We start from the raw sequence: 26,555 nt of genomic DNA on the forward strand, positions 1-26,555 counted from the left end.
CCGCCCCTCGGCACGCCCCAGTGAGGCACGGCCCTCCGAGGTACAGCCCAACGAGGCACGCCCCTCCGAGGCACGCCCGAGCGAGGCATCCCGCGCGCACCCGCGCGCCGCGTACAGGAGTTGACCCCCATGGCTCAGGCCAACAGCAAGCAGTCCCAGCGCATCAGCGCCCGCGAGCGGATCCAGGAGGCGCAGCGCCGTGAGCAGGCGGCCGCCAAGCGCCGCCAGCGCATTGTCATCGCCGTCGCGTCCGTCGTGGTCCTCGCCATCGCGGGCGCCGGGGCGATCGCCGTGAACTCGGCCAAGAAGGACAAGGAGACGGCCGCCGGGCCGGGCTCCTCGGCGCCGCTGGTCGTGCCCGCGAACGCCTCCGGCCAGGACGGCACCGTGATCACCTACGGCAAGGCCGACGCCCCGCACACGATGGAGGTCTACGAGGACTTCCGCTGCCCGGTGTGCAAGCACTTCGAGGCGGCCAACGGCGAGACGGTCAAGCAGCTCACCGCGGACGGCCAGATCAAGGTCGAGTTCCACCTGGCCGCGTTCCTGGACAAGGCCCTCGGCGGCAAGGGCTCGCGCACCGCGCTGGCCGCCGCCGGCGCCGCGCTCAACGAGGGCGTGGACAAGTTCAAGGCCTTCCACGACGTGCTCTACAAGAACCAGCCCGACGAGCGCACCGACAGCTTCGGCGACACCAACAAGATCCTGGAACTGGCCGACCAGGTGCCGGGCCTGAAGACCGACGCCTTCGTCAAGGCCGTCCAGGACGGCACCTACGCGCCGTGGGCGGCGAAGGTCGCGAACGCGTTCAACGACAGCGGGGTGCAGGGCACGCCGACGGTGAAGGTCGACGGCAAGCCGGTCACACTGTTCTCGGGCCAGAACCCGGCCACTCCGGACCAGTTCACGGCGCAGGTCAAGCAGGCCGCCGGCCTGTAGCGAGCTCCACCGGCCCGGCCGAACCCCGGCCGGGCCGGCACCCTTCCCAGCCACCGGAGTGTGCTGCCATGACCGCCTCTACCTCCGTGCACGTGCCCCGCCCCGCCGCCGGCCCCGCCCCGGCCGGCGCCCCGATCGGCGCCGGCCGGGCGCTCTCGCTGCTCCTGCTCCTCGGCGGGCTGATCGGGCTGGCGGCCTCCGCCGTCCTGACCTTCGACAAGCTCCGCATCCTGGAGAACCCGTCGTACGTCCCGACCTGCAACATCAACCCGGTGATCAGCTGCGGTTCGGTGATGCGCACCGAGCAGGCGGGGGTGTTCGGCTTCCCCAACCCGCTGATCGGGCTGGCCGCCTTCGGCGCACTGGCGGCGATCGGCGCGGGACTGCTGGCAGGCGCCGCGTACCGCCGCTGGTTCTGGCTGGGCCTCCAGGCGGGGACGTTCCTGGGCGTGGTCTTCGTGCACTGGCTGATCGACCAGGCGCTGTACGAGATCGGCGCGTTGTGCCCGTACTGCATGGTGGTGTGGGCGACGGTCGTGGCGCTGTTCTGGTACACGACGCTGCACAACCTGCGCTCGGGCGTGATCCCGGCGGGCCCGCGGCTGCGGACGGTCGTGCGGGAGGCGGCGCGCTACCACTGGGCGCTGCCGGTGCTGTGGGCGGCGGTGATCGCGCTGCTGATCCTCAACCGGTTCTGGTACTACTGGAGCACTCTCGTCTGACGGTCGGCCGGGCGGAGTTCAGCCGAGGTAGCCCGTCGAGTGGAGCAGCGCGGTGAGCCCGGCGCGCCTGGCGTCCAGGGCCCGGGTGAGCCGCCGTGCCGCGTTCGGGTGGAGCAGCGCGGCCGCCCGGGCCGGGGTGAAGAAGCCGTACTCGGCGATCTCCTCGGCCTGGCAGCGGATTTCGGCGGCGGCGTCGAGCACCCCGCCGTCGAACATGAACTGGACGGCGGGGTGGGCGTGTTCGCGCTGCTTGGGGATCGGGTCGCGCCACTCGACGACGACCAGCCGCGGTTCGTCGTCGAGCACGAGCCCCGTCTCCTCGCGCAGTTCGCGGGCGGCGCACTCGGCCGGGCCCTCGCCGGGGTCCATGCCGCCGCCGGGGAAGAGCCAGTGGGCGCGGTAGATCGGCTTCAGGAGGAGGACGTTGCCCATGGCGTCGGTGAGCAGGACGCTGCAGCCGACGTACGCGCGCACCATGCGCGCCAGCCACTCCCCCTCCGAGAGCTGCCAGGTCTCCGTCATCGCGACTCCTCCGCCACCACCCGTCCGTCGTGGCCCACTCTGCCCCAGGTTCCGCACCGGGAGCGGTGGTTCGTGCGAGATCCACCCGATCGGGTGGCGCGGGGGCCCAACAGCACGGCGCTAGCCGAAGACGGCCCGCCGGAAGGCGTTGCGCAGGTCGGTGAGCGGCTGGACCTCGCGGTCGTAGTGGACCTTGTTGGTGAGCAGCAGCGCCCAGCGGCCGAGCCGGCGGGAGATCCAGATCCCGGTGCCGGTGAACCCGTAGTGGACGAAGGTGCCGTCGGCCGGGTCGGTGCCGGGGGCGACGAGCCAGGAGAGGCCGCGGGCGGGGGCGAGCCCGCCGGTCTGTTCGCGCAGGGACTCGGCGATCCACGGCTCGCCCCAGGAGAGTCCGGGCGGCGGGTCGAGCAGGGCGGCGAGGAAGCGGCCGAGGTCGCGGGCGGTCGAGAAGGCGCCCGCGTTGCCGGAGACACCGCCGAGGAGGCGGGCGGACGGGTCGTGGACGACGCCGCGCAGGTGGGCGCCGAGGGTCTCGTCGTACTCGGTGGGCGCGGCGTGGGCGGTGTCGCCGGGGCCGAGCGGCCCGTAGCGGGTGTCGGACATGCCCAGCGGCCGCCAGGCCCGGCGGGCGGCGAGCTCGTCGAGCGGGGCGCCGCCGAGGTGTTCGACGAGGTGGCCGAGGAGCACGGCGGCGCGGTCGGTGTACTCGACGGCGGTGCCGGGCGCGCGGTGCAGCGGGGCGGCGATGACGCCGGAGCGGATCGCCGCGAGGTCGCGCCCGTAGAGCCGCTCGAAGTTCGTCCGTGGCAGCAATCCGGCGGTGTGGGCGAGAAGTTGACGGGTCGTCACCTCGCCGGCCGGCTGCCCCGCGGCGTCCGGCCAGTAGTGCCCGAGGGGTTCGTCGAGCGGGAGGCGGCCGGCCTGCCACAGCGCCCCGGCGCACGGCCAGAGCGCGACGATCTTGGTGAGGCTCGCGAGGTCGTACCGGGTGTCCGGTCCGGGCGAGAGCCGCGCGTACGAGCCCTGCCCGAGCGGCCCGTGGGCGCCCCGCCCGACCGTCCCGCCGGCGTCGCCGACGGCCCAGACCGCCCCCGCCCCGACTCCTCGCGCGCCGGCGCGGACCAGCCGGTCCAGCGCCCCGCCGGGCGCGGCCAGGGCGGGGAGCCGGTCGGGCGCCGGCGGTTGGTGACTCATCCGTCCCCCTGAACGTGCCCCGGACCGGTCTCGCCCGGAGCCTACCCGGCGGACGGTCCGTCAGTCGGACGCGGAGGTGAACTCCTTGCCGAGGCAGATGCTCTGCGGGTGCTCGCGGTAGATCCCGAACTTCCGTATCGCCTCGTACCCCTCGGAGTGGTACAGCGCGACGGCCTCGGGCTGCTCGGTGCCGGTCTCCAGGACGAAGCGCGTGCGGCCGGCCTCGGCGGCGGTCTGCTCCAGCCGGCGCAGCACGCCCCTGGCGAGGCCGCGCCCGCGGGCGCCCGGGACGACGAACATCCGCTTCAGCTCGGCGTCACCGTCGCGCAGCCCGTGCGGGCCGGCCTGCTTGGCCCGCCACCCGCCGCAGGCGACCGGCCGGCCGTCCAGGTAGGCGATCAGGAACAGTCCGGCCGGCGCCTCGAAGTCGTCGGGGTGCAGCACGGTCTCGTCCGGGTCGCCGTAGCGGCGGACGTACTCCTGCTGCACCTCGGCCGACAGGGCCTGGGCGTCGGGGTGGCCGTAGCCGGTGACCCGGTACTCGACGGTGCCGGCGGCCCCGGCCGACGTGCTCTCTGTCGCGCTGCTCTCCATGGACGAAAAGCCTACGACCTGGGGCGCGGCCTGGACTCAGCGGCCCTCGAACCGGGCGAGGAGGTCCGCCTTGCCGAACATCGCGGCGGCGTCGACGGCGGACGGGAAGCCGGCCTTCGGGTCGGCGCCGGCGGCCAGCAGGGCGTCGACGACGTCCACCGCGCCCTTGAAGACGGCGCCCGCGAGCGGGGTCTGCCCCTTGTCGTTGGCGCGGTTCGGGTCGGCGCCGCGCTCGACCAGGGCGGCGACCGTACCGGCGTGGGCGTGGTAGGCGGCGAGCATGAGCAGCGTGTCGCCGCTGCCGTTGGTCAGGTTCGCGGAGACGCCCGCGTCGACGGCGGCGGTCAGGGCGGCGGTGTCCCCGGCCCGGGCGGCGTCGAAGAGCTTCCCGGCGAGCGCGATCACCTCGGCGTCGGGGGCGTCGGCGGGCTGCGGGCTGGCGGCGTCGGTCATGGCGGGCGGCCTCTCGTGGTCGATTCGCGGGCGGTTCGCGGTCGGTTCGCGGTCGGTTCGTGCTCGGTGGCGGTGCCGGCCGCGCGTACCGCACCGTAGCCGCCGGGCGGACGCCCGGGCCAGCACGCGTCCGGATGGCGGATGCGGGCTCCACCGGAAACGACACGCCGACGGATCGGTTGCGCAGCCGTTCGAGCGAACTTCCGGGACCCCCCGGAAACTTCCCGCCCACCCGCCGGGAATGCCTCGCCGCACCGCAACAGAGCGCCGCACGGCCCCGACCCGGGCCGGTTCGCATACCTCCGCCCGAGCCCCACGGCGGTATTGAACGGTGAAACCACCCATTTGCACCGTTCCATCATCTATTACTTTTTGTCACGATTAGGGCACTTTCAGTGACACTGTCCCTGTCCCCCTCCCCGAGGAGCAGAACGTGATCCTCTCGATTTCCGGCATCGTCCTGTTCGGCACCATCGCCTTTCTGTTCTTCCGCCGGGACGGACTAAAGGTCTCCCACGCGATCGTCTGCGCGCTCTTCGGCTTCTACGTCGCCGGCTCCTCGATCGCACCGAGCATCACCGCGGGCGGCGCGAGCCTCGCCAGCCTGCTCGGCGGCCTCAGGTTCTAGCGCCGCCACTCCCCCGTACGGGCCCGGGCGCGGATCCCACCGCCCCGGGCCCCGTCGTACGACGACAGTCCCAGCTCCATCCGCTTCACCCCCCACCCGTCCCGACCGCCCGGGGAGTCAAGGAATGTCGCTCCACCGCCACCTCGGCAAGGGCCGTGAGATCGCCCGGACCGCCGGGGACCACGCCTCCGACATGTTCGCCCCGCTCACCGTCATCGGCCGCGGCCTGCGCCACCACACCGGCTGGGCCAAGGACCGCTGGCAGGCCACCCCCAAGGAGCGCCGCGGCCCGACGCTGTTCCTGTCCGCCGCGATGCTCGTCGGCATCTACCTGCTGCCGCACGGCCTGCTGTTCGCCCTGATCGCGCTCATGGCCAGCGCCGCGTGGGCCGGACGGGCCCCCAAGGCGCCGCCCGCCCCGCCCGCGCCCGACGTCGCCGACGTCAAGCTCGCGGCGCTCTACTCCGCGCTGACGCCCTACCTCTGCGGCCCCGAGGACGCCAACCCGCTGTACCACTTCGAGGGGAGCTACAAGAGCGCCTTCGGCTCCTGGGAGTTCGACGGCGAGGGCCGGCTCTCCCGCCTGGAGCTCACCTATCCGGCGTACTTCACCGACACCGAGCCGGCCGCCCGGGCCCGGATCGAGCAGGTCGTCCAGGGCAAGGCCGGGCGGGCCCGCGAGTACCGCTTCGACTGGGACGAGGAGTCCAACAAGCTGCGGATCTCCGCGATGAGCCCGCTGCCCACCGACATCGTCGCCCAGCGCTTCGTCGCCGCCCCCGGCGAGATCGTGCTCGGCTTCACCGACGAGGACGGCACCGCCCGCACCATCCCGGTCGGCCAGGGCGGCGCCGTGACGCAGCAGCCGCCGGTGATCTGGCGCACCGGGCCGCGCTCGGGCGAACCCCACCTGCTCGCGCTCGGCGTCGCCGGGTACGGCACCTCCAGCCTGGTCCGCTCGATCGCGCTCCAGGCCCTCCCGTACGCCGACCTCGTGGTGATCGACGGCGCGGGCACCGGCGAGCACGCGTGCCTGGTCAACCGGCCCGGCGTGCACACCGTCGAGACCAGCCTGCACGGCGCGCTCGCCGCCCTGGAGTGGGCCGCCCAGGAGACCGACCGGCGGCTCGCCGCGCTCAACACCGCCCGGCACACCGGCAGCGCCCCGCCGGAGGACGTCACCCGGCCGCTGTGGCTGCTGCTCGACCACCCGACCGAGCTCAGCGAGCTCGCCCACGCCGAGGGCCGCCCCGACCCCCAGGACCTGCTGGAGCTCCCGCTGCGGCACGGCCGCGCCGCCCGCGTCACCGTCGTGATCGCCGACGACGTCGAGGCCAGGGACCGGCTCACCCCCACCGTCCGGACCACCACCAGGGCCCGCGTGCTGCTCGGCCCGGCCGGCCCCGAGGAGGGCCACCTCGCGCTCGGCGCCCCGCTCGACATCGTGCCCGCCGCGCACGCCCCGATCGGCCGCGGCTACGCCCGCATCGGCAACGGCGTCCCGGTCCGGCTCCAGGTGCCCGCCACCGTCGACCCGCTGGACGACGAGGCCCCGGCCGCCCTGCGGGACGCCGTGATCGCCCTGCTGCCGCACCGCGACACCCGCACCGAGGCCGCGGCCGACGCACCGACGCGCCCCGAGCAGCCGCCGCTGGTCCGCCCCGCCGAGCCGGCGCCCGCCGTCCGGCCCGTGGACCTCGGCAAGGGCGAGCCGATGATCCGTTCCCGTCCGATCTCCTGACCGCACGGAACCGGGGGCGCCGACGGCTTCCGGATCCCGTCCCGGTACGCTCGTGACAGAAAGGCCGCACGATCACCAGATGTGAAATAGGTGACACCTGGGGTGATATCACCGGCCAGATGTGACAAATCGGGCGCCGGTGGGTACAAACAGGGGCGGCACGACAGACGACGCATGTCCCGGGACGGGAATCTTCGTCGGAAGCCGAGCGTTGACCGAACGACGAAGAACAGCGACCACTAGTCCTGTGGGCCATAAGCCCGGGAGGCACGATTCATGAGCGAGCGAGCTCTCCGCGGCACGCGACTCGGGGCCACTAGCTACGAGACCGACCGTGGTATCGATCTGGCTCCCCGCCAGACCGTCGAGTACGCATGTCAGAACGGACACCGTTTCGAGGTTCCTTTCTCGGTCGAGGCGGAGATCCCCCAGACCTGGGAATGCCGCTTCTGTGGCCAGGAGGCGACACTTCTCGACGGCGACGAGCCGGAGGAGAAGAAGACCAAGCCGACGCGCACCCATTGGGACATGCTGATGGAGCGCCGTACGCGCGAGGAGCTGGAGGAGGTGCTGGCCGAGCGGCTGGCGGTGCTCCGCTCCGGCGGGATGAACCTCGCGGTTCACCCGCGTGACACCCGCAAGAGCGCCTGACCCTCTCTCCCGCCCCGGCGGGAGGACGCGAAAAGGGACCCTGGGATCCAGGGTCCCTTTCGCGTGTCCGGACCCGGCCGGTCTGTCCAGACGGTCCGGGCAGGCAGAAGCCCCGGCCGGGCCCGTGAACGGGCCCGACCGGGGCTTCGGGGGCGGTCAGCCGGTGATCGGCGGGCGGTAGGTGGTGTCCGGGCCCTGCGGGCCGCGCGGGCCCGCCTCGGGATCCACCACCTCGCCCTGGACGACCTTGCCGTCCGGGCGGTGGATCCGCATCTGCTCCTGCAGCCGCATCGCGTCCGCGAACGCGTCCGCGCCCACGGCGGAGGTGCTGCGCAGCGCCTTGTCCGCCAGCCGGCGGCCGGCCGCCCGCCAGAGCGCGCGCGTCGGCGGGAACAGCAGGGTGAGCGCGACGAGGTCCGACAGGAAGCCGGGGACGATCAGCAGCAGACCGGCCAGGACCGTCATGCTGGTGCCGGTCTGGGGCTGCTGCGACTTCGGGTCCTTGCTCTGCTCGATCGCCGCGGACAGCGCCTTCAGCCCGGCCCGCTTGATGAGCGAGCCGCCGATCACGGCGCCGGCGATGAGCAGCAGCAGGACGGTGAAGCCGCCCAGCCACGAACCCACCTGGACCAGCAGCCAGATCTCCAGCACCAGCCAGGCGGTGATCAGCAGCGGCAGCACACGGCGGAGCTTTCCGCGCGGGGCCGGACGGGCGGGGGTAGCTTGCTGGGTCACGGTACGGATCCACTCCAAGGCGGTGCTCTGCACGCCGCACGGGAGGTCCGGGCCGGCTACGGCACCACCTCGTCCAACGATTCCCCGGCGGCCGGTGTTCCGCCGGACCGTCGCCGGCGCAGCGAGACCAGGAGGCCCGCGCCGCAGGCCAGCAGGCCGCCGAGGGCGAGCGCCCACTCCGGAGCGGGGCCGATCCGGTCGGCCACCGTGGTGCCGTCGCGCAGCGGGACGGTGGCGGACAGCTCGGCCGGCGTCAGCTCCCGGGTGCGCTGCTCCACCGTGCCGTCCGGGGCGATCACCGCGCTGATGCCGCTGGTGGCGGCGATCAATACGGCCCGGCCGTGCTCGACCGCGCGCAGCCGGGACATCGCGAGCTGCTGCTCGGGCTGGCCGGTCTTGGCGTAGGTGGCGTTGTTGGTCTGCACGACCAGGACGCGGGCGCCGCTGTCGACGGTGTCGCGGACGATCTCGTCGTAGGCGACCTCGAAGCAGATCACGTCGCCGATCCGGGCCGGGCCCAGCTGCATGACGCCGTTGTGGTCGCCGGGCCAGAAGTCGCGGGCGACCCGCTGCAGGCGGGTGATCACCTTCATCAGCTGGGCGCGGAACGGCACGTACTCGCCGAACGGGACGGGGTGCTGCTTGGTGTAGGAGGCGCCGGGGCCGGTCTTCGGGTCCCAGACGATGCCCTCGTTCTGGACGTGCTGGGCGTCCGGGCCGTCCACCAGGGTGCCGACCAGGGTGGGCACGCCGACGGTCTTCACGGCCCCGTCGATGCGCTCGTAGGCGAGCGGGTCGCTGAAGGGGTCGAGGTCGGAGGAGTTCTCCGGCCAGATCACGACGTCGGGGCGCTCGACCTTGCCGGCCTTGATGTCGGCGGCCAGCCGCTCGGTCGCCGAGGCGTGGTTGTTGAGGACCATCATCGGGCGGCCGAGGAAGTCCATGCCGGGGTTGGGCACGTTGCCCTGGACGATCGCGACCTTCACGGTGTCGTCGGCCTTGGTCGGCACCGGCACGAGGTAGCCGGCCAGCAGCGCCGCCACGGCGCCGAGTCCGGCCAGGGCGGCCGCGCGCGGGGCGCGGCGCGGGCCGCGCAGGCGCAGCGCCGCCCAGGCCAGCAGGGCGCCGGAGAGGGCGACCGCGAAGGTAACCAGCGGGGCGCCGCCGATCGCGGCCAGCGGGGTGTACGGGGTCGCCGTGTTGGCGAAGGCCAGCCGGCCCCAGGGGAAGCCGCCGAGCGGCAGCCGGTCGCGCGCCCACTCCTGGGTGACCCACAGGCACGCGGCCCACAGCGGCCAGGCGGGCAGGCGGGAGGTGAGGGCGAGGCCGGCGCCGAGCAGCAGCATGAACAGCGCCTCGACGACCGACAGGCCGACCGTCGCGTCCCAGCCGACCACGCGCAGCCAGCTGAGCAGCATCAGGAAGAACGGGAAGCCGAACGCGAAGCCGGTCCAGGCCGCCTGGCGGACCGTGCGGCCCCGGGTGAGCAGCGAGAGCTCCACGACGCCGAGCAGCGACAGCGGCCACAGGTCGTACGGCGGGAAGGCGAGGGCCAGCAGCAGGCCGGCCAGGGCGGCGAGGCCGGTCCGGGGCAGGCCGGCGCGGACCTTGGCGACGGCTCGGGCGAGCCGGCCGGGCCGTGCTTCGGGGGCCGGCGGCTCGGGTGCGGCAGCGGACCGCTCCTGGGTGACGGACATGGTCACCGGCGCACCATCTCTCTGTGGCTTGTTGTTCGGACGCAGTGCGAAGAAGGTACCCCGGAACGGACGGTGACCGGGAGGCGAGGGGCGGGTGGGGACGGGCCCGCGGCCTGGTCAGCGGGGCGCGTGGCGGATCCCGCCGAACGGCCGGTCGGCGGCGAGATCGGATGGAGACCGCGCGGTGGAGGCGGGCTGCCGGACCAGGCGGCGAGATCGGATGCGTTGTGCCGCTCGCCCAGGGGCTCCAGGCGGAAGTCCTGGGTGAGCAGCGTGCGCGGGACGGTGGAGCCGGCGGGGACCGCCGGGCTGATCGTCGTCCGGCCGACCTGCGTGGCCCGGCGGCTCCGCCCGTCTACTCGGCGGCCGCGTGGACCGTGCGGCCCCGCACGACGGTGCGCAGGCAGGTCGGCAGCGGGTGGCCGGGGGTGAGGTCCGGCAGGCCGGGGGTGCCGGAGCGCGGGTCGGTGGACCAGCCGGCGACGCGGGAGTCGGGGGCCTGGACGACCAGGTCGCCGGCGGCCCAGATCGCGTAGCTGGCGACGGCGCCCGGGACGAGGACGCCGTCCTGGTCGCGGCCGATCGCGCGCCAGCCGCCGCGGGTGTGGGCGGTGAACGCGGCGCGGACGGAGATCCGGTGCTCCAGCGTCCGGTGGAAGGCCGCGGCCCGGACCGTCCCCCACGGGTCGAGCGGGGTCACCGGGGCGTCGGAGCCGAACGCGAGCGGGACACCGGCGCGCAGCAGGGCGGCGAACGGGTTGAGCGCGGCGGCCCGTCCGGCACCGAGGCGCTGGACGTACATGCCCTCCGGGCCGCCCCACGCGGCGTCGAAGGCGGGCTGGACGGAGGCCGTGAGGCCGAGTTCGGCGAAGGCCGCGACGGACTCGTCGTCCAGCGCCTCGGCGTGCTCGACGCGGTGGCGCAGGGCCTTGACGCGCGCGGCGCCGACCCGCTCGCCGGCCGCCCGGACGCCGTCGACGACCGCGCCGACGGCGGCGTCGCCGATGGCGTGGAAGCCGGCCTGGAGCCCGGCCTCGGTGCACGCGGCGACGTGGTCGGCGACCTGGTCGGCGGTCAGGTAGGCGGTGCCGGTGTGGTCGGCGTCGGCGTAGGCGGCGTGCAGGCAGGCGGTGTGCGAGCCGAGTGCGCCGTCGACGAAGAGGTCTCCGCCGGCGCCGACCGCGCCGAGTCGGCGGGCCGTCTCGACGCCGCCCAACTCGCCCCAGTAGCCGAAGACTTCGGGGCCATCGCCGTCGGCGGCCAGGGCCAGCAGGGCGGCCAGGTCCGCCTCGGAGGAGATCTCCGGGCCGGCGCACTCGTGCAGGGCGCCGATGCCCAGTTCGGCGGCGCGGGCGAGGGTCGCGCGCTGGGCGCGGCGGCGCTGCTCGGGGGTCAGACGGGCGAGCGCGGTCTGCCGGACGGCGTGGTGGGCGTCCTTGGTGAGGGGGCCCTCGGCGCAGTGGCCGGGCCGGTCGGCGAGGCCCTCGGTGAGGGTGCGCAGCGCGGTGGTGGCGAGGGCGGAGTGGACGTCCGTGCGGGACAGGTAGACGGCGGCACCCCGTGCGGCGGCGTCGAGTTCGGCGAGCGTGGGCGGGCGGCCCTCGGGCCAGCCGGTCTCGTCCCAGCCGTGGCCGATGAGCACGCCGCCGGCCGTCTCCTGGGCGTCGACGAAGGCGGTGAGGGCCGCCAGGGCGGCGGCGAGGGACGGGCTGCCGGTGAGGTCGAGGCCGGTGAGCGCCAGTCCGGTGGAGGTCGCGTGCACGTGGGCGTCGACGAACGCCGGGGTGACCAGGGCGCCGTCGAGCTCGACGATCTCGTCGGCCACCCCCTCGTACGCCTCGGCGGCGCCGTCACTGCCGACCCAGGCGACGTGTTCGCCCTCGACGAGCATCGCGGTGGCGAAGGGGTCGGCGGGGCTGTAGACGGCGCCGCCGCGCAGCAGGACGGTCCGGTTGGTGCGTTCGGTCATGCGCCCAAGTCTGCACCCTCCCTCCTTGCCCGCCGACGGGCTGGGGGGCACCCCCAAGCCGACGGGCTGGGGGAGAGGCGCCCACCGACCGGTGCTCAGATCTTCGGGGGTCGCGCCTCGTAGGGGGTGGACAGCACGACCGTCGTGCGGGTCGAGACGCCGGCCGCGCTGCGGATGCGGGCGAGCAGGTCCTCCAGGTCGCCGGGCGCGCCGACGCGGACCTTGAGGATGTAGTTCTCGTCGCCGGCGACGCTGTGGCAGGCCTCGATCTCGGGCAGGCCCGCCAGGCGGTCGGGGGTGTCGTCGGGCGCGCTGGGGTCGAAGGGCTTGACCGAGATGAACGCGGTCAGCGCCAGGTCGACGGCGTCGGGGTCGATGATCGCGGTGTAGCCGCGGATCACCCCGCGCTGTTCGAGGCGGCGCACGCGCTGGTGCACCGCCGAGGTGGACAGGCCGGTGGCCTTGCCCAGGTCCGTGTAGCTCATCCGGCCGTCCTCTAGGAGCAGCTGGACGATGCGTTGGTCGAGATCCTCCACAGTGCGCAAACCTACCCGCTCGGGGGCGCGCGGGGCGCCCCGATGGGCGCACACGGTGTCACCAGGGGCGGGCAGGGGTGTCAGGCGGGCACATGCCGGGCGAATGTGGCGAAGGACACACCCGGTGCATCATGGTGCGCCGGACCGCAGGATTATGTATCCGCGCGGGAGGGAAGTGCTGGTTGTGGCCCCGGGCGACCACGCCGGGCCCGATCCGAGGGGGATCCTCATGCCTGCTACCGACCAGCGTGCCCTGGGCTCCGACGAGACCGACGATACGGCCGGCCGCGACGACATCGCGGTCGGGCACCTCCCCACGCCGAGCGCCGACCCGGGCGACGGCGAGCCCTGGGACATCTTCCGGGTCCACTGCCCCGAGTGCCGGCGCCCGATCGCCCTCGTCGCGGACGAGGAGCGGCTGCCGCTGCACGCCCTGCTGCCGACCGCGTGGAACCCCTTCGCCCCCGCGATCTGCCCGGGCTCGGGCACCCCGACCGACGACCTCGCCGAGGCGGAGGCCTCGGACGACGACGGCCCGGCCGGCTTCGAGGCGCTGTTCAAGCTGCCGAGCGGCCTGGACTGGCGCACCCAGCCGTTCTCGCACGCGGTGGCGCACCGCCCGGTGCGCGTCGCCGCCGTCACGCCGACCATCCCCGAGCAGCGGCGCCGGCTGATCAGCCGCTGACGCCGGCGAGTTGACGGGACGTCAAACCGCATACGACGGGAAAGCGAAACCTCCGGCCGCCGCTCCGCACCCTGGAGCGACGGCCGGAGGCCGTGTCGGGGGCCGTGTGCCGCCCGCGGGTGAGGGGCCCGTCAGCCCCGGGTGAGGTGGCGGCCGATCACGAGCCGCTGGATCTGGTTGGTGCCCTCGACGATCTGCAGCACCTTCGCCTCGCGCATGTACCGCTCGGCCGGGAAGTCCTGCGTGTAGCCGTAGCCGCCGAGCACCTGGACGGCGTCCGTGGTCACCCGCATCACGGTGTCGGTGCAGAACAGCTTGGCCATCGCCGCCTCCTTGGAGAACGGACGGCCCGCGTCGCGCAGCCGCGCGGCGGACAGGTACAGCGCCCGGCCGGCCTCGATCTGGGTGGCCATGTCGGCGAGCATGAACGACAGGCCCTGGAACTCGGCGATCGGGCGGCCGAACTGGCGGCGGGTGCCGGCGTACTCGACCGCGAGGTCGAGCGCGGCCTGGGCGACGCCGATCGCGCACGCGGCGATGCCGAGGCGGCCGGAGTCGAGGGCGGCGAGGGCGATCTGGAAGCCCTGCCCCTCCTCGCCGACCAGCCGCTCGCGCGGGACGCGGGCACCGTCGAAGTGCACCTGCGCCGTCGGCGAGGAGCGCATGCCCATCTTGTGCTCCGGCGCGGCGAACGACAGGCCGGGCTGGTCGCCGGGGACGAGCAGGCAACTGATGCCCTTCGGGCCGTCCACGCCGGTGCGCACCAGGGCGCTGTAGAAGTCCGCCCGCCCGCCGTGGGTGATCCACGCCTTGGTGCCGTTGACGACGTACTCGTCGCCGTCCAGCCCGGCGCGGGTGCGCAGCGCGGCGGCGTCCGAGCCGGACTGCGGCTCGGAGAGGCAGTAGGCGCCGAGCTGTTCGCCGGAGAGCATGCCGGGCAGCCAGGCGGCGCGCTGCTCCTCGGTGCCGAAGGTGGCGAGCGCGTGGCAGGAGAGCGTGTGCACGCTCACGCCGAGGCCGACGGCCAGCCAGCCGGCCGACAGCTCCTCCAGGACCTGGAGGTAGACCTCGTAGGGCTGCTCGCCGCCGCCGTACTTCTCGTCGTAGGGCAGGGACAGCAGGCCCGCCTCGCCGAGCGTGCGGAAGACGTCGCGCGGGAAGCGGTCGGCGGCCTCGTCCTCCGCCGCGCGCGGCTTGAGCTCGCGCTGGACCAGCTCCCGGGTGAGGCTCAGCAGCTCACGGGCCTCCTCGGTGGGCAGCTGGCGGTCCACGGGCTTCGCAGGGGAGGTGGTCATGGCGGCGGTCGCCTCCTCGATCGGGCGCCGGGTCCTGGTTCGGCAGGTCCGGCGCGGGTGTGGCAGGTCGGCCCGACCGGCACCGGGTTGCGGTGAACGGCCGTTCACAGGCGTGGCGAAGTGAGTATGCCCGAAAGCCGCGCCGACGTCACGACCTGCGCATATGAACTGTCCGGAGTGGCCGGGTACGGCACCGTAGGGTTGACGATGTGGCTGCTTCCGATTCCCCGAACCCCCGTGCCGGCCTGATCACGCCGCCCGATCACGGCGCACCGGGCCGTCCGGACGGTCCTGGCACCCTCGGTGCACCGGGCTTTCCGGGCGGTCCTGGCGCCCTCGCCGCCCCCGGCAGCCCCGACACCGTCGCCGCCCTCGACACCCTCGCCGCCGAGCTGCGGGCGCTGCCGCCGTCCTGCGGGCCGGTGCGGCTGGTCGCGGTGGACGGGCACGCGGGCTCGGGCAAGACGACGTTCGCCGGGCGGCTGGCCGGGGCACTGGGCGGGGCCCCGGTGATCCACCTCGACGATCTCGCCACCCACGCCGAGCCCTTCGGCTGGGCCGGGCGGCTGCGCGAGCAGGTGCTGGAGCCGCTGGCGGCGGGTCGGGACACCGCGTACGACGTGTACGACTGGACGCTGCGGCGGTTCGCCGGCACGGCCGCGGTGCCGGTGGCGCCGGTGGTGCTGGTGGAGGGCGTCGGGGCCGGGCGGCGGGAGGTGCGGCCGTGGCTGGCGCGGATCGTCTGGATGGATCTGGACGCCACCACCGCCCGGCGCCGCGGCGAGGAACGGGACAGGCCGGAACTGGCCGAATTCTGGGTGGGCTGGGCACGCGCCGAATCGGCGCATTTCGCCGCCGACCCGAGCCGGCCGCACGCCGGCACCCGCGTCGACGGAGTGACCGGACGGATCTCGCCGGGCACCGTGGGTGAACCTTCAACAAGCTCTTGACCTGCGCAGTCACCGCGTCCTAAGTTCTCCCCAGACGCCGGAACGAAAGCTTCCGGCCACCGTGGACCCGGCATCCCCGGCTTGTTCCCCCGTGAGCCGGGGGTGCCGTCCGCGCCCGTCGCGAAATGCGCTCCCCCACCGCCCGACGTGCCCAACAACCGCGCGCACGATCGCATTTGAACCGGTGCGGCACCCTTCCGGATCAGCGTGGCCCCGGTACGATTTGCACCAGGCGCATCTGCGCCCCGGGGGCTTGCGAGCACCGGCCGGCTCCGCGCACGCGGCCCGCGGGCCGAGCCCCGGGCCACACCGCGGGGGGCGTGAGTGACGACGGTCGACAGTTCCGACAGCAACGCGGGCGGCCCGGACCGGCTCGCCGACCGGGCCTGGCTGCGCGCCATGGACGCCTACACGGCGGGCGCGTACGCGCGCGCCGAGGAGGAGTTCCGCGCGGCGGTACGGCTCGACCCCGGCATGGCCGACGCGTGGCTCGGCCTGCACGCCCTGCGCAGCGACACCCCGGCCGCCCTGCTCGCGATGTACCGCCACCAGAAGCGCTTCGGCGAGCAGCGCCGGATCCACCGCCGGCCGCTCAGTTCCTGGTACTGGCTGGGCTGGTGGGTGCAGCCGGTCCTGGAGGACGCCCGCGACCTCGCGCTCGCGCACGCCTCGCACTGGCTGGACGGCCGACACCTGGCCGAGCTCGACCGCGCGCTGGAGCAGTGCCCGGCGCCCAGCGAGGACCCGTCCGCCCAGTTCCTGTACGCCTGCCGCTCCTACCTGCTCAAGGACTGGGAACAGCTGATCCGCGACACCGACCGGCTGCTCGACGACCCGATGCTCGGCATCGAGGCCGGGCTGTTCGCCGGCATGGCGCGGGTCCGGCTGGACATGTGCGCCCAGGCCCAGGCCCCGCTGGCCGCCTCGCTGGCCCGCTGCCGCTCCGAGCAGCCGCAGCGCAAGGAGCTGCGGTACTGGCTGGGGCGGGCGTACGAGGGGGCCGGGCGCAGCGCGGCGGCGCTGCCGCTGTACCGGGCGGTGCACCGGGCCGATCCGGCGTTCATGGACACCGCGGCCCGGCTGGCCGCGATCTCGGCGGAGGACGCGCTCGCGGACGGGCTGCTGGAGGGCGGGCGCCCGGGCGGGGTGGAGGAGGCGTACCTGGACGACGTCCCGCCGGAGGAGATGACGCCGGAGGGCTTCCTGCCCGGTGTGCAGTCGACGGGGGTGTTCGCGCCGGACGAGCTCTCTCCCAACGGGCTTCCCTCGAACGGGCTTCCGTCGAACGGGCTCGCTCCGAGCGGCCTCTCCCCCGACGGCTTCTCCCCCAACGGCCTTTCTCCGGACGCCCTTTCTCCGGACGCCCTTTCTCCCGAGGACGTCGAGTACCAGGACGCGTACGGCCAGGGGCCCGGCTACCCGAGCGGCGGCGGGTACGCCGAGGAGGCCGCACCGACGGACGCCCCGCCGCAGGCCGCCGGCGAGCGCTCCGGATCGGCCGGGCCGACCGGACCGGCCGGGCCCGCCACGCCCGTCGCGCCCATCGTGCCCGTCGTGCCGCTCCCGCTCCGCGGCGAGGCGCTGCCCCGGATCGCCCCGTCCGCCGGATCCCAGCAGGCGGGCGGCGAGCGCGAGTTGGACGCCGCCCTGTCCGAACTCGCCATGATGGTGGGCCTGGAGCCGGTCAAGCGCCAAGTGCGGGCGCTGTCGGCGCAGTTGCGGATGGCAGGGCTCCGCGCCGAGCAGGGTCTGCCGGTCCAGCCACCCAAGAGGCACTTCGTCTTCTCCGGCCCCTCGGGCACCGGCAAGACCACCGTCGCCCGGATCCTCGGGCGAGTCTTCCACGCCCTCGGCCTGCTCTCCGGCGACCACCTGGTCGAGGCGCAACGGGCCGACCTGGTCGGCGAGTTCCTCGGCCAGACCGCCGTCAAGGCGAACGAGCTGATCGACTCCGCGCTGGACGGCGTGCTCTTCATCGACGAGGCGTACAGCCTCTCCAACTCCGGCTACACCAAGGGCGACGCGTACGGCGACGAGGCGCTCCAAGTGCTCCTCAAGCGCGCCGAGGACAACCGCGACCGGCTGGTGGTGATCCTGGCCGGCTACCCCGAGGGCATGAACCGGCTGCTCGCCACCAACCCCGGCCTCAACTCCCGCTTCACCACCCGGGTCGACTTCCCCAGCTACCGCCCCGGCGAGCTGACCGCGATCGGCGCGGCGCTGGCCGGCCGGGACGGCGACGGCTGGGACGAGGACGCGGCCGAGGAGCTGGCCAGCATCTGCACCCACGTGGTGCGCGAGGGCTGGATCGACGAACTGGGCAACGGCCGCTTCATCCGCACCCTGTACGAGAAGTCCTGCGCCTACCGGGACCTGCGGCTCTCGCTGCTGCGCGAGCCGCCGGGCCGGAAGGACCTGGCGACGCTGCGACTGCCGGACCTCGTCCAGGCGTACGGGGAGCTGATCGACGGCCGGAACTGACCGCCCGCGGGTCAGCTCCCAGGGCGACGCGTACGGCGACGAGGCGCTCCAAGTGCTCCTCAAGCGCGCCGAGGACAACCGCGACCGGCTGGTGGTGATCCTGGCCGGCTACCCCGAGGGCATGAACCGGCTGCTCGCCACCAACCCCGGCCTCAACTCCCGCTTCACCACCCGGGTCGACTTCCCCAGCTACCGCCCCGGCGAGCTGACCGCGATCGGCGCGGCGCTGGCCGGCCGGGACGGCGACGGCTGGGACGAGGACGCGGCCGAGGAGCTGGCCAGCATCTGCACCCACGTGGTGCGCGAGGGCTGGATCGACGAACTGGGCAACGGCCGCTTCATCCGCACCCTGTACGAGAAGTCCTGCGCCTACCGGGACCTGCGGCTCTCGCTGCTGCGCGAGCCGCCGGGCCGGGAGGACCTGGCGACGCTGCGGCTGCCGGACCTCGTCCAGGCGTACGGGGAGCTGATCGACGGCCGGAACTGACCGCCCGCGGGTCAGCTCCAGAGGCTCCCGAGGCTCCCGGAGCCCCCGGAGCCCTCGATGCCCCCGAAGCTCCTGAGTAGCTCGGCCTCGCGCTCGGCGTCGAGCCACACGAAGGGCCGGTCGCTGCGCTGCGGCGCGCTGCCGCCGATCGATTCCAGCCACGCCCAGGTGTCCCGGACGGTCTCGGCCACCGGCCGGCAGCGCAGGCCGGTGGCCACCGCGCGGTCGACGTTCGCGTCGTGCAGGTAGTCGTGCAGGTCGCCCGGCGGCACCCAGATCGGCAGTTCCGTCCACGGCTCGACCCCGGCCGCCACGATCCGCTCCGGGTCCGTCCAGCGCAGGCTGGCGTCCGAGCCGGTGGCGCGGACGCACTCCTCCAGGACCGCCCCGATGGTCGCGTGCCCGGGCGGGCTCACCAGGTTGTACGCGCCGCCGAGCCGCGCCGCGGTGGCGTCCAGCATCCAGGCGGCGAGGTCGCGGGCGTCGATGTACTGCAGCGGCAGCCCGCGCGGGCCGGGGGCGAGCACCGGGCCGCCCCTGGCGATCCGGTTGAGCCAGTACGGCAGCCGGCCGATGTTCTCGTACGGGCCGAGGACCAGCCCGGCGCGGGCGTACACCGCGCTCCCGCCGAACTCCTCCTCCAGGGCGAGCTCCGCGCCGCGCTTGGCCTCGGCGTACGGCACCTCGCCCGCGGCGTCCGGCGCGGCCTCGACGACCGCGGCGGACTCGTCGGCGGCGGCGGGCTTCGGGTAGTCGTACACCGAGCAGCTGGACACGTACGCGTAGTGCCCGACCCGGTCCTTGAGCAGCCGGGCACTGGCCCGGACCGCCGCCGGGGCCCAGGACCAGGTGTCCACCACCGAGTCCCATTCCCCCGCCGCCAGGGCGTCGAGCCCGCCCTCGGCGGTGCGGTCGCCCCGCAGCACCGTCACGCCCTCGGGTGCGGGCTGCGTGCCGCGGTTGAGGGCCGTCACCTCCCAGCCCCGTGTCACCGCCTCCTCGGCAATGGCGCGTCCGACGAACTTCGTTCCACCCAGCAAGAGAAGCCTCATGCCGACCACCCTGTCCTGCGGGTGGCCGGCATGGGAACGGCTGCCTGCTCTCGGCAGAATCGCCGAGAGCGGAAACGCCGGTGGAGCGGGTGACGAAGCGGCCGCCGTCGGCGGCGGAACGCGGCTGAGGGTGGCGGAACGTACCCGAGCGCGGCCGAGTGTGGCCGAACGCGGTGAAAAAACGTTACGCCACGGAGCGGTGGTCGGGGTCGTGCATCTCGCCGACCAGCTCCTCCAGGACGTCCTCCAGCATGACCACGCCGAGCGTGCGCCCGTCCTGGTCGAGGACGGCCGCCAGGTGGCAGGCCGCCCGGCGCATCGCGCCGAGCGCGTCGTCCAGCGGGAGGCCGCCGCGCAGCACCGTGATGGGCCGCCACAGGCGGGCCGGGACGGGCAGCGACGGGTCCTCGACGTCGAGGATGTCCTTGAGGTGCAGGTAGCCCAGGTAGCCGTGGCCGGCCGGGTCCCCGTCGGTCACCGGGAAGCGTGAGAAACCGGTGCGCAGCGCCAGCTCCTCGACCTCCGCGGCCGTCACCTTGGTGTCCACGGTGACCAGCTGCTCGGGCCTGAGCAGGACGTCGGTGACCGGCCGGTGGCCCATCTCCAGCGCGTCCTCCAGGCGCTCCTGGCGCTCCTCGTCGAGGAGCCCCGCGTCCCGGGAGTCGACCAGCAGGTACATCAGCTGCTCGGTGGTGAACACCGACTCGACCTCGTCCTTGGGCTCGACCCGGAACAGCTTCAGCACGCCGTTGGCGAAGGCGTTCAGGAAGCCGATCACCGGGGCCAGCCAGCGGGCCAGGCGGTCCAGCGGCGGGCCGAGCCACAGCGCGGCCTTCTCCGGCCCGGCCAGGGCGATGTTCTTCGGCACCATCTCGCCCATCACCATGTGCAGGAAGACCACGACGGCCAGCGAGATCCCGTACGACAGCGGGTGCATCAGGCCGGACGGGATCCCGATCGCGTGGAACGGGCCCTCCAGCAGGCTCGCGATGGTCGGCTCGGCGAGCGCGCCGAGGCCCAGCGAGCAGACGGTGATGCCCAGTTGGGCGGCGGCGAGCATCGCGGAGACGTTCGACAGCGCGTGCAGCACGGTGCGGGCGCGCTTGTGGCCCGCCTCGGCGAGCGGTTCGATCTGGCTGCGGCGCACCGAGATCACCGCGAACTCGGCTCCGACGAAGAACGCGTTGCCGAGCAGGAGCAGGAGGGCGACGGCCAGTTGGAGCGCGGTCATCGGGTCCCGTCCTCGTCGTCGAACTCCGGGTGCGCGGTGCTGCGCTCCACCCGGACCTTGCTGGTGCGGTGCCGGTCGACCGCCTCCACGGTCAGCAGCCAGCCCGGCAGGTGGGCCTGCTCGCCCGGCTGGGGCAGCCTGCCGAGCAGGTCCGCGACCAGGCCGGCCAGCGTCTCGTACGGGCCGTCCGGGGCGTGCAGGCCGATGGCCTCCAGCTGGTCGGTCCGGGCGCGGCCGTCGGCCTCCCAGACCGGCCGGCCGTCGACGGGTGGCAGCGGGACCAGCTCGGGGCTGTCGGCCGGGTCGTGCTCGTCCTGCACCTCGCCGACGATCTCCTCGACGATGTCCTCGACCGTGACGACGCCGGCGGTGCCGCCGTACTCGTCGACCACGATCGCCATCGGCTGGAGGCGGCGCAGCTGGTCGAGCAGGCGCTCGGCGGGCAGTGTCTCGGGCACCAGGAGCGGCGGCGAGGCCAGCTCGGCGACCCTGGTCCGACCGCGGTGGACGGCCGGGACGGCCAGCGCGTCCTTGAGCGTCACGGTGCCGGTGACCTCGTCCAGGCTGTCGGTGTAGACCGGGAAGCGGGACAGACCCGTCGCCCGGGTGAGGTTGACCACGTCGGAGGCGGTCGCGTCGCGCTGCAGCGCGGCGACGTCCACGCGCGGCGTCATCACCGACTCCGCGGTGAGCTCGCCGAGGCCGAGGGTGCGGACGAACAGTGTCGCCGACTCCTCGTCTATCGCGCCGGCCTTGGCGGAGTGCCGGGCCAGCGAGACCAGTTCGGCCGGGGTGCGGGCGTGCGCCAGCTCCTCCTGCGGCTCGATGCCGAAGGCGCGGACCGTACGGTCGGCGGCCCCGTTGAGGAAGCTGATCAGCGGACGGCAGGCGCGCGAGAACGCCATGTGCGGCGCGGCCACCGCGCGGGCCACCTGGAGCGGTCGGGAGATGGCCCAGTTCTTCGGGACCAGCTCGCCGATCACCATCTGCAGGACGGTTGCCAGCAGCATGCCGAGGATCACGGCGGTGGCGTGGGCGGCCGCGTCGGGCAGGCCGATGGCATCGAACACCGGGCTCAGCAGGGTCGACAGCGCCGGCTCGGCGAGCATGCCGACCACCAGCGAGGTGACGGTGATGCCCAGCTGGGCGCCGGAGAGCTCGAAGGAGAGGTGGCGCAGGGCCCGCGCGACCCGGCGGGACTTGGCGTCGCCGGCCTCGGCGGCGCGCTCCACCGCCCCGCGCTCGACGGTCACGAAGGCGAACTCGGCGGCCACGAAGAGGCCGTTGGCGAGGATGAGCAGGACGGCCGCGAACAACAGCAGCCAGGCGGTGATCACAGTGCCGCCTGCCTTCCGGGGGCCGGAAGTGAGGCGGCGCAGGTACTACTACCGGACGGATCGTCCATCGAGGGGGAGTGTCACTCCTCAGGTCGTGTCGGGCGGGGCGGCAACTTTGCCCCACTTTTACCAGCGTAGACCATAGCCGTTTCGACCGTTATCCGACCGCGATCCGGCTGCGGTTCGGCCGCGGCTCGGCTGCGGCTCGGCTGCGGTTCGGCCGTGGCTCGGCCGCGGTTCGATTCCGGGAGGAGCGTTCGGGCCCTGCTCAGGCGGCGTGCGCGTGGTGCTCGACGAGGTCGCGCAGCGCGCGGGCGTTGGCGATCGCCTGGGCCTTGCCGACGCCGGACTGGATGCCGACGGCGGCCAGCGAGGTGCCGTCGGACAGGTCGAGCGTGGCCCACGGGTCGCCCTGGCGGAAGTTGACCCGGACGATCTCGGCCCAGGCCAGCCGGCGGCGGCGCACGAAGTTGACCACCGTCACGCCCTCCGCGTCCGCCGTCACCCGGGGGCGGGCCAGCATCAGGCCGACGCACGCGAACGCGACACCGCTGCACAGCATCATGATCCGGTCGTTGAGCTGCCAGGTCTCCGGGAGCACGAGCGCCATCCCGGCGAACAGCACCACCAGCAGCGCGCAGACCGGCAGCAGCACGGCACGGGTGCGGCGCGGGGCCCAGGTGACGGGGTACTCGACGGGCGTGGACACGTGGATCTCCGGTGGGGGTGGTTCGGTCGGGGGCGGTTCGGTCAGGGGTTGTCCGGCGGCGGACAGCGCGAGGGCGGGGACGCCGGTCGGCGTCCCCGCCCCATTCAACCCTTGCTTACCTGCGCGCGGACCGGAGGCCCGCGGGACGCGAGGTCAGAGGCGGCAGGCGTGGATGTTGGTGACCAGGATCGCCCGGGCGCCGATGCCCCACAGGTCGTCCATGATCTGCTGCGCCTCCTTGCGGAGCACCATCGCGCGCACGGCCACCCAGCCCTCGGTGTGCAGCGGGGAGACGGTCGGCGACTCCAGGCCCGGGGTGAGGGCCACGGCGGCGCTCACGTTCTCCGCGCGGATGTCGTAGTCCATCAGCACGTAGCGGCGGGCCACCAGCACGCCCTGGAGGCGGCGCAGGAACTGCTCCACCGCCGGGTCCTCACCGGCGCCCTTCGGCCGGATCACGACGGCGTCGGAGATCAGGATCGGCTCGCCGAACACCTCCAGGCCCGCGTTGCGCAGGCTGGTGCCGGTCTCCACGACGTCGGCGATCACGTCGGCGACGCCCAGCTGCACCGCGGTCTCCACGGCACCGTCCAGCTTGGTGACCGTCGCCTTCACGCCGTGGTCGGCGAGGTGCTGCTCGACCAGGCCGGTGTAGGAGGTCGCGATGCGCAGGCCCTCCAGGCCCTTCACGTCCTCGACCGGGACGCCCACGGGACGCGCGAAGCGGAAGGTCGACCCGGCGAAGCCGAGCGCGAGCACCTCCTCGGCGTTGGAGTGCGAGTCCAGCAGCAGGTCGCGGCCGGTGATGCCGACGTCCAGGCGGCCGGAGCCGACGTAGACGGCGATGTCGCGCGGGCGCAGGAAGAAGAACTCGACCTCGTTGTTCGGGTCGACGAGAACGAGCTCCTTGGGGTCCTTCCGCTGGCGGTAGCCGGCCTCATGGAGCATCTCCGCCGCGGGACCCGAGAGAGAACCCTTGTTGGGGACGGCGATGCGCAGCATGGGAGGTCGGTTCCTTACCTGTTGGGAGGGGTGCTGGTGGGAGCGGTCTGTTAGAGGTACTTGTAGACGTCGTCGAGCGTCAGGCCACGGGCGATCATCATCACCTGAAGGTGGTAGAGGAGTTGCGAGACCTCCTCGGCCGTCTGCTCGTCCGACTGGAACTCGGCGGCCATCCAGACCTCGGCGGCCTCCTCGACGACCTTCTTGCCGATCGCATGGACGCCCTGCTGGACGAGCTGCGCGGTGCGGGAGGACGAGGGGTCGCCGGTGGCGGCCTTCTGCTGGAGCTCGGCGAAGAGCTCCTCGAATGTCTTCGAAGCCATGATGGGACTCACCTTACGGCGTGCGGGCGGACCGACGGTAAACGGTCCCGGACCGTGGACAGTCCATTGGACGTCCACGGTCCGGGACCGTGCGCGCGTGGTGATGCGATCGGTGACGCGCGTGGCGGCGCGATCGGTGACTCGCGTGGCGGCGCGATCGGTGATGCGCTCGGTGACGCGTGCGTCAGCCGAGGTCGCGCAGCGTCACCGCGGTGGCGACGGCGGCCGTGACGGCCTCGTGGCCCTTGTCCTCGGCGGAGCCGGGCAGGCCCGCGCGGTCGAGCGCCTGCTCGTCGTTGTCGCAGGTCAGCACCCCGAAGCCGACCGGGACGCCGGTGTCCACGCTGACCTGGGTGAGACCGGCGGTGGCCGCCTGGCAGACGTAGTCGAAGTGCGGGGTGCCGCCGCGGATGACGACGCCGAGGGCGATCACGGCGTCGTAGCCGCGGTCGGCGAGGCGCTTGGCGGCCACCGGCAGCTCGAAGGTGCCGGGCACGCGCAGCACGGTCGGCTCGGTGACGCCCAGTTCCTTGAGCGCCCGGTGGGCGCCGTCCAGGAGGCCGTTCATCACCTGGTCGTGCCACTGGGCGGCGACGACCGCGACCTTGAGGTCGGCGGCGCCGTCGATGGTCAGCTCGGGGGCTCCGTGGCCGCTCATGTTCGCTACTTCCTGTCCTGTGCGTCGTGCGGGTGGGTTGGTGCGGGTGGGCTCGGGGCGGTCAGGAGCCGAGGCCGGGCAGGTCGTGGCCCATCCGGTCGCGCTTGGTGCGCAGGTAGCGCAGGTTGTGCTCGCCCGGCGCGACCTCGACCGATTCACGCCCCTTGACCTTGAGGCCGTGCTCGGTGAGCGCGGTGAGCTTCTCGGGGTTGTTGGTGAGCAGCGTCAGCGAGCGCACGCCGAGGTCGACGAGCATCTGGGCGCCGATGCTGTAGTCGCGGGCGTCGGCCGGCAGACCGAGGTCGAGGTTGGCGTCGACGGTGTCCCGCCCCTGCTCCTGGAGCTCGTAGGCGCGCAGCTTGTGGGCCAGGCCGATCCCCCGGCCCTCGTGCCCGCGCAGGTAGAGGACGACGCCGCGGCCGGACTCGGCGACCCGGCGCAGCGAGGCCTCCAGCTGCGGGCCGCAGTCGCAGCGCAGCGAGCCGAAGACGTCGCCGGTGAGGCACTCGGAGTGGACGCGCACCAACACGTCCTCGCCCTCCGGCAGCCGCCCGTCCGGGCCGAGTCCGCCGGCGACCAGGGCGATGTGCTCGACGCCGTCGATGGTGCCCTTGTAGGCGACGGCGGTGAACTCGCCGTGGACGGTGGGCAGGGCGGTGGTCGCGGCACGGTCGACGTGCAACTCGGTGCGGCGGCGGTAGGCGATCAGGTCCTCGATGGAGATGATCGCGAGGCCGTGCTCGCGGGCGAAGGCGACCAGTTCGGGCAGGCGGGCCATGGTGCCGTCGTCGTTGACCACCTCGGCGATCGCGCCGGCCGGCGCCAGCCCGGCGAGCCGGGCCAAGTCAACCGCGGCCTCGGTGTGGCCGGGGCGGACCAGCACGCCGCCCTCGACCGCGCGCAGCGGGAAGACGTGGCCGGGGCGGGTGAGGTCGCCGGGCTCGGTGCCGGCCGAGGACAGCAGGCGGACGGTGCGGGCGCGGTCGGCGGCGGAGATGCCGGTGTCGACCCCTTCGCGGGCGTCCACCGAGACGGCGTACGCGGTGCCCTTGCGGTCCTCGTTGACCTGCGTCATCGGCGGCAGCTTGAGCCGGTCGAGCTCGTCGCCGGTCATCGGGGCGCAGATCACGCCGGAGCTGTAGCGGATGGTGAAGGCCATCAGCTCGGGCGTCGCGGCGGAGGCGGCGAAGACGATGTCGCCCTCGTTCTCGCGGTCCTCGTCGTCGACCACGATCACGGCGCGGCCGAGGGCGATGTCGGCGATCGCCCGCTCGACCGGGTCGAGGACGAACTCGTCGGCGTCGCCGTCGTTCTGACGGGTCGTCAAGCTGCTCTGGCGGCTCATGCGGTGACTCCCTGCGGGACGGTGGCGGACTGGGGACGCTGCTCACGGGTGCTCAGCCACCACGCGCGCAGGCCGAGCAGCACCAGGACGAAGTAGATCGAGTAGGTGAGGCCGGAGAAGGTGTAGCCGCTGTTGAACGCGAGCGGGACGCCGACCACGTCGACGGCGATCCAGGCGAACCAGAACTCCAGCCAGCCGCGCGCCTGGGCGACCATCGCGGCCAGCGTGCCGACGAAGATGTAGGCGTCCGACCAGGGGCTCCAGGAGAGCGTCGGGTAGGCCTTGAACAGCAGCCCGAGCGCGACCGTACCGGCGGCGGTGCCGGCCACCAGGGCCGCCCGCTCGGGCCAGGTGGCGAAGCGCACGGCGATCGTGCCGGTGTCCCGGCGGCCGCGCTGCCACTGGGCCCAGCCCCAGGCGGCGGTGACGATGACGATCAGCTGCTTGCCGATCAGGCCCGGGACGTGGCCGCCCAGGTAGGCGGCGATCAGCACGGCGCCGGAGAGCAGCTGGACCGGCCAGCTCCACACCGAGCGGCGCCAGCCGAGCGCGAGTCCGGTCAGGCCGAACACGTTGCCGATCATGTCGGCCCACTTCACGTGCTCGCCGAGGACGGTGA

The 26,555-nt window shown here is 73.8% G+C and carries 26 protein-coding genes and 1 pseudogene; 9 read left to right on the top strand and 18 right to left on the bottom strand.

What is annotated here, in order from left to right; genetic code table 11:
- The first annotated feature begins 129 nt into the window (after positions 1 to 129).
- Both ACFVU9_RS15105 and ACFVU9_RS15110 read left to right on the top strand, forming a co-directional pair.
- Entirely contained in the window at positions 130 to 939 is an 810-nt protein-coding gene (locus ACFVU9_RS15105; protein ID WP_387593573.1) for a thioredoxin domain-containing protein, read from the top strand.
- Between the two features lie 68 nt (positions 940 to 1,007).
- On the top strand, positions 1,008 to 1,661 hold the full coding sequence (locus tag ACFVU9_RS15110) for a vitamin K epoxide reductase family protein (protein WP_380506843.1): 654 nt from the start codon (positions 1,008 to 1,010) through the stop codon (positions 1,659 to 1,661).
- An 18-nt stretch (positions 1,662 to 1,679) separates the two neighbouring features.
- Here ACFVU9_RS15110 and ACFVU9_RS15115 read toward each other — a convergent pair whose 3' ends face one another.
- From ACFVU9_RS15115 to ACFVU9_RS15130, 4 genes are all read right to left on the bottom strand, one after another.
- Positions 1,680 to 2,183 carry an NUDIX domain-containing protein gene (locus tag ACFVU9_RS15115; protein ID WP_380443167.1) on the bottom strand — a complete coding sequence of 168 codons (504 nt, stop codon included), beginning with the start codon at positions 2,181 to 2,183 and terminating at the stop codon, positions 1,680 to 1,682.
- 120 nt (positions 2,184 to 2,303) lie between these two features.
- Positions 2,304 to 3,377, bottom strand: a complete 1,074-nt coding sequence (locus ACFVU9_RS15120) for a serine hydrolase domain-containing protein (RefSeq protein WP_387593575.1) — start codon at positions 3,375 to 3,377, stop codon at positions 2,304 to 2,306.
- Positions 3,378 to 3,437: 60 nt separating this feature from the next.
- Positions 3,438 to 3,971 (bottom strand): GNAT family N-acetyltransferase, encoded by a 534-nt coding sequence (locus ACFVU9_RS15125; RefSeq protein WP_380443163.1) that lies wholly within the window; start codon positions 3,969 to 3,971, stop codon positions 3,438 to 3,440.
- Positions 3,972 to 4,007: 36 nt separating this feature from the next.
- Positions 4,008 to 4,424, bottom strand: coding sequence for an ankyrin repeat domain-containing protein (locus ACFVU9_RS15130; protein WP_380443161.1), 417 nt, complete (start codon positions 4,422 to 4,424; stop codon positions 4,008 to 4,010).
- 433 nt (positions 4,425 to 4,857) lie between these two features.
- Between ACFVU9_RS15130 and ACFVU9_RS15135 the strand changes: the two genes are divergently transcribed.
- From ACFVU9_RS15135 to ACFVU9_RS15145, 3 genes are all read left to right on the top strand, one after another.
- Entirely contained in the window at positions 4,858 to 5,052 is a 195-nt protein-coding gene (locus ACFVU9_RS15135; protein WP_188305060.1) for a hypothetical protein, read from the top strand.
- A 124-nt stretch (positions 5,053 to 5,176) separates the two neighbouring features.
- Positions 5,177 to 6,793 (top strand): hypothetical protein, encoded by a 1,617-nt coding sequence (locus tag ACFVU9_RS15140; protein WP_387593577.1) that lies wholly within the window; start codon positions 5,177 to 5,179, stop codon positions 6,791 to 6,793.
- A 276-nt stretch (positions 6,794 to 7,069) separates the two neighbouring features.
- On the top strand, positions 7,070 to 7,444 hold the full coding sequence (locus tag ACFVU9_RS15145; RefSeq protein WP_329929550.1) for an RNA polymerase-binding protein RbpA: 375 nt from the start codon (positions 7,070 to 7,072) through the stop codon (positions 7,442 to 7,444).
- A 156-nt stretch (positions 7,445 to 7,600) separates the two neighbouring features.
- Here ACFVU9_RS15145 and fxsA read toward each other — a convergent pair whose 3' ends face one another.
- The 4 genes from fxsA to ACFVU9_RS15165 all read right to left on the bottom strand — a co-directional run bounded on the left by fxsA (position 7,601) and on the right by ACFVU9_RS15165 (position 12,381).
- On the bottom strand, positions 7,601 to 8,179 hold the full coding sequence (gene fxsA / locus ACFVU9_RS15150) for an FxsA family membrane protein (RefSeq protein ID WP_380438943.1): 579 nt from the start codon (positions 8,177 to 8,179) through the stop codon (positions 7,601 to 7,603).
- Positions 8,180 to 8,235: 56 nt separating this feature from the next.
- Positions 8,236 to 9,876, bottom strand: coding sequence for an apolipoprotein N-acyltransferase (gene lnt, locus ACFVU9_RS15155; RefSeq protein ID WP_387593621.1), 1,641 nt, complete (start codon positions 9,874 to 9,876; stop codon positions 8,236 to 8,238).
- A 355-nt stretch (positions 9,877 to 10,231) separates the two neighbouring features.
- Positions 10,232 to 11,845, bottom strand: a complete 1,614-nt coding sequence (locus tag ACFVU9_RS15160) for an amidohydrolase (RefSeq protein ID WP_380438941.1) — start codon at positions 11,843 to 11,845, stop codon at positions 10,232 to 10,234.
- A gap of 95 nt (positions 11,846 to 11,940) precedes the next feature.
- Positions 11,941 to 12,381, bottom strand: a complete 441-nt coding sequence (locus ACFVU9_RS15165) for an Lrp/AsnC family transcriptional regulator (RefSeq protein ID WP_380438939.1) — start codon at positions 12,379 to 12,381, stop codon at positions 11,941 to 11,943.
- A 229-nt stretch (positions 12,382 to 12,610) separates the two neighbouring features.
- On the opposite strand from ACFVU9_RS15165, the gene ACFVU9_RS15170 reads away from it, so the two are divergent.
- Positions 12,611 to 13,066, top strand: a complete 456-nt coding sequence (locus tag ACFVU9_RS15170; protein ID WP_380438937.1) for a hypothetical protein — start codon at positions 12,611 to 12,613, stop codon at positions 13,064 to 13,066.
- 131 nt (positions 13,067 to 13,197) lie between these two features.
- Here ACFVU9_RS15170 and ACFVU9_RS15175 read toward each other — a convergent pair whose 3' ends face one another.
- Entirely contained in the window at positions 13,198 to 14,361 is a 1,164-nt protein-coding gene (locus ACFVU9_RS15175; protein ID WP_380438935.1) for an acyl-CoA dehydrogenase family protein, read from the bottom strand.
- 392 nt (positions 14,362 to 14,753) lie between these two features.
- Between ACFVU9_RS15175 and ACFVU9_RS15180 the strand changes: the two genes are divergently transcribed.
- The 3 genes and pseudogenes from ACFVU9_RS15180 to ACFVU9_RS15190 all read left to right on the top strand — a co-directional run.
- The gene (locus ACFVU9_RS15180) at positions 14,754 to 15,311 is read left to right on the top strand and encodes a uridine kinase (protein WP_387593623.1); all 558 of its coding nucleotides are present in this window, start codon (positions 14,754 to 14,756) and stop codon (positions 15,309 to 15,311) included.
- Between the two features lie 399 nt (positions 15,312 to 15,710).
- The gene (locus tag ACFVU9_RS15185; RefSeq protein WP_387593625.1) at positions 15,711 to 17,792 is read left to right on the top strand and encodes an AAA family ATPase; all 2,082 of its coding nucleotides are present in this window, start codon (positions 15,711 to 15,713) and stop codon (positions 17,790 to 17,792) included.
- Positions 17,793 to 17,808: 16 nt separating this feature from the next.
- A pseudogene (locus ACFVU9_RS15190) lies at positions 17,809 to 18,279 on the top strand (CbxX/CfqX); the annotation flags it as partial.
- Positions 18,280 to 18,290: 11 nt separating this feature from the next.
- Here ACFVU9_RS15190 and ACFVU9_RS15195 read toward each other — a convergent pair.
- The 9 genes from ACFVU9_RS15195 to ACFVU9_RS15235 all read right to left on the bottom strand — a co-directional run bounded on the left by ACFVU9_RS15195 (position 18,291) and on the right by ACFVU9_RS15235 (position 26,520).
- Positions 18,291 to 19,331: an NAD-dependent epimerase/dehydratase family protein gene (locus tag ACFVU9_RS15195; RefSeq protein WP_387593581.1), complete on the bottom strand. Its 1,041-nt coding sequence runs from the start codon at positions 19,329 to 19,331 to the stop codon at positions 18,291 to 18,293.
- Between the two features lie 184 nt (positions 19,332 to 19,515).
- Entirely contained in the window at positions 19,516 to 20,562 is a 1,047-nt protein-coding gene (locus ACFVU9_RS15200) for a hemolysin family protein (RefSeq protein ID WP_380497289.1), read from the bottom strand.
- The gene (locus tag ACFVU9_RS15205) at positions 20,559 to 21,899 is read right to left on the bottom strand and encodes a hemolysin family protein (protein WP_380497288.1); all 1,341 of its coding nucleotides are present in this window, start codon (positions 21,897 to 21,899) and stop codon (positions 20,559 to 20,561) included. Before ACFVU9_RS15205 ends, ACFVU9_RS15200 begins: the two co-directional genes overlap by 4 nt.
- A gap of 268 nt (positions 21,900 to 22,167) precedes the next feature.
- Positions 22,168 to 22,608 (bottom strand): PH domain-containing protein, encoded by a 441-nt coding sequence (locus tag ACFVU9_RS15210; RefSeq protein ID WP_380438927.1) that lies wholly within the window; start codon positions 22,606 to 22,608, stop codon positions 22,168 to 22,170.
- A gap of 153 nt (positions 22,609 to 22,761) precedes the next feature.
- Complete coding sequence (gene hisG, locus ACFVU9_RS15215; protein ID WP_380438925.1) at positions 22,762 to 23,610, bottom strand: ATP phosphoribosyltransferase; 849 nt, start codon at positions 23,608 to 23,610, stop codon at positions 22,762 to 22,764.
- Between the two features lie 50 nt (positions 23,611 to 23,660).
- On the bottom strand, positions 23,661 to 23,933 hold the full coding sequence (locus ACFVU9_RS15220; RefSeq protein ID WP_030242547.1) for a phosphoribosyl-ATP diphosphatase: 273 nt from the start codon (positions 23,931 to 23,933) through the stop codon (positions 23,661 to 23,663).
- A gap of 184 nt (positions 23,934 to 24,117) precedes the next feature.
- The gene (gene ribH / locus ACFVU9_RS15225; protein ID WP_380438923.1) at positions 24,118 to 24,591 is read right to left on the bottom strand and encodes a 6,7-dimethyl-8-ribityllumazine synthase; all 474 of its coding nucleotides are present in this window, start codon (positions 24,589 to 24,591) and stop codon (positions 24,118 to 24,120) included.
- Positions 24,592 to 24,652: 61 nt separating this feature from the next.
- Positions 24,653 to 25,936 carry a bifunctional 3,4-dihydroxy-2-butanone-4-phosphate synthase/GTP cyclohydrolase II gene (locus ACFVU9_RS15230; RefSeq protein WP_387593584.1) on the bottom strand — a complete coding sequence of 428 codons (1,284 nt, stop codon included), beginning with the start codon at positions 25,934 to 25,936 and terminating at the stop codon, positions 24,653 to 24,655.
- Positions 25,933 to 26,520 carry a nicotinamide mononucleotide transporter family protein gene (locus tag ACFVU9_RS15235; protein ID WP_359963820.1) on the bottom strand — a complete coding sequence of 196 codons (588 nt, stop codon included), beginning with the start codon at positions 26,518 to 26,520 and terminating at the stop codon, positions 25,933 to 25,935. Before ACFVU9_RS15235 ends, ACFVU9_RS15230 begins: the two co-directional genes overlap by 4 nt.
- Between the last annotated feature and the right edge of the window lie 35 nt (positions 26,521 to 26,555).

This window comes from Kitasatospora sp. NPDC057936 (assembly GCF_042887525.1).
Lineage (GTDB): Bacteria > Actinomycetota > Actinomycetes > Streptomycetales > Streptomycetaceae > Kitasatospora.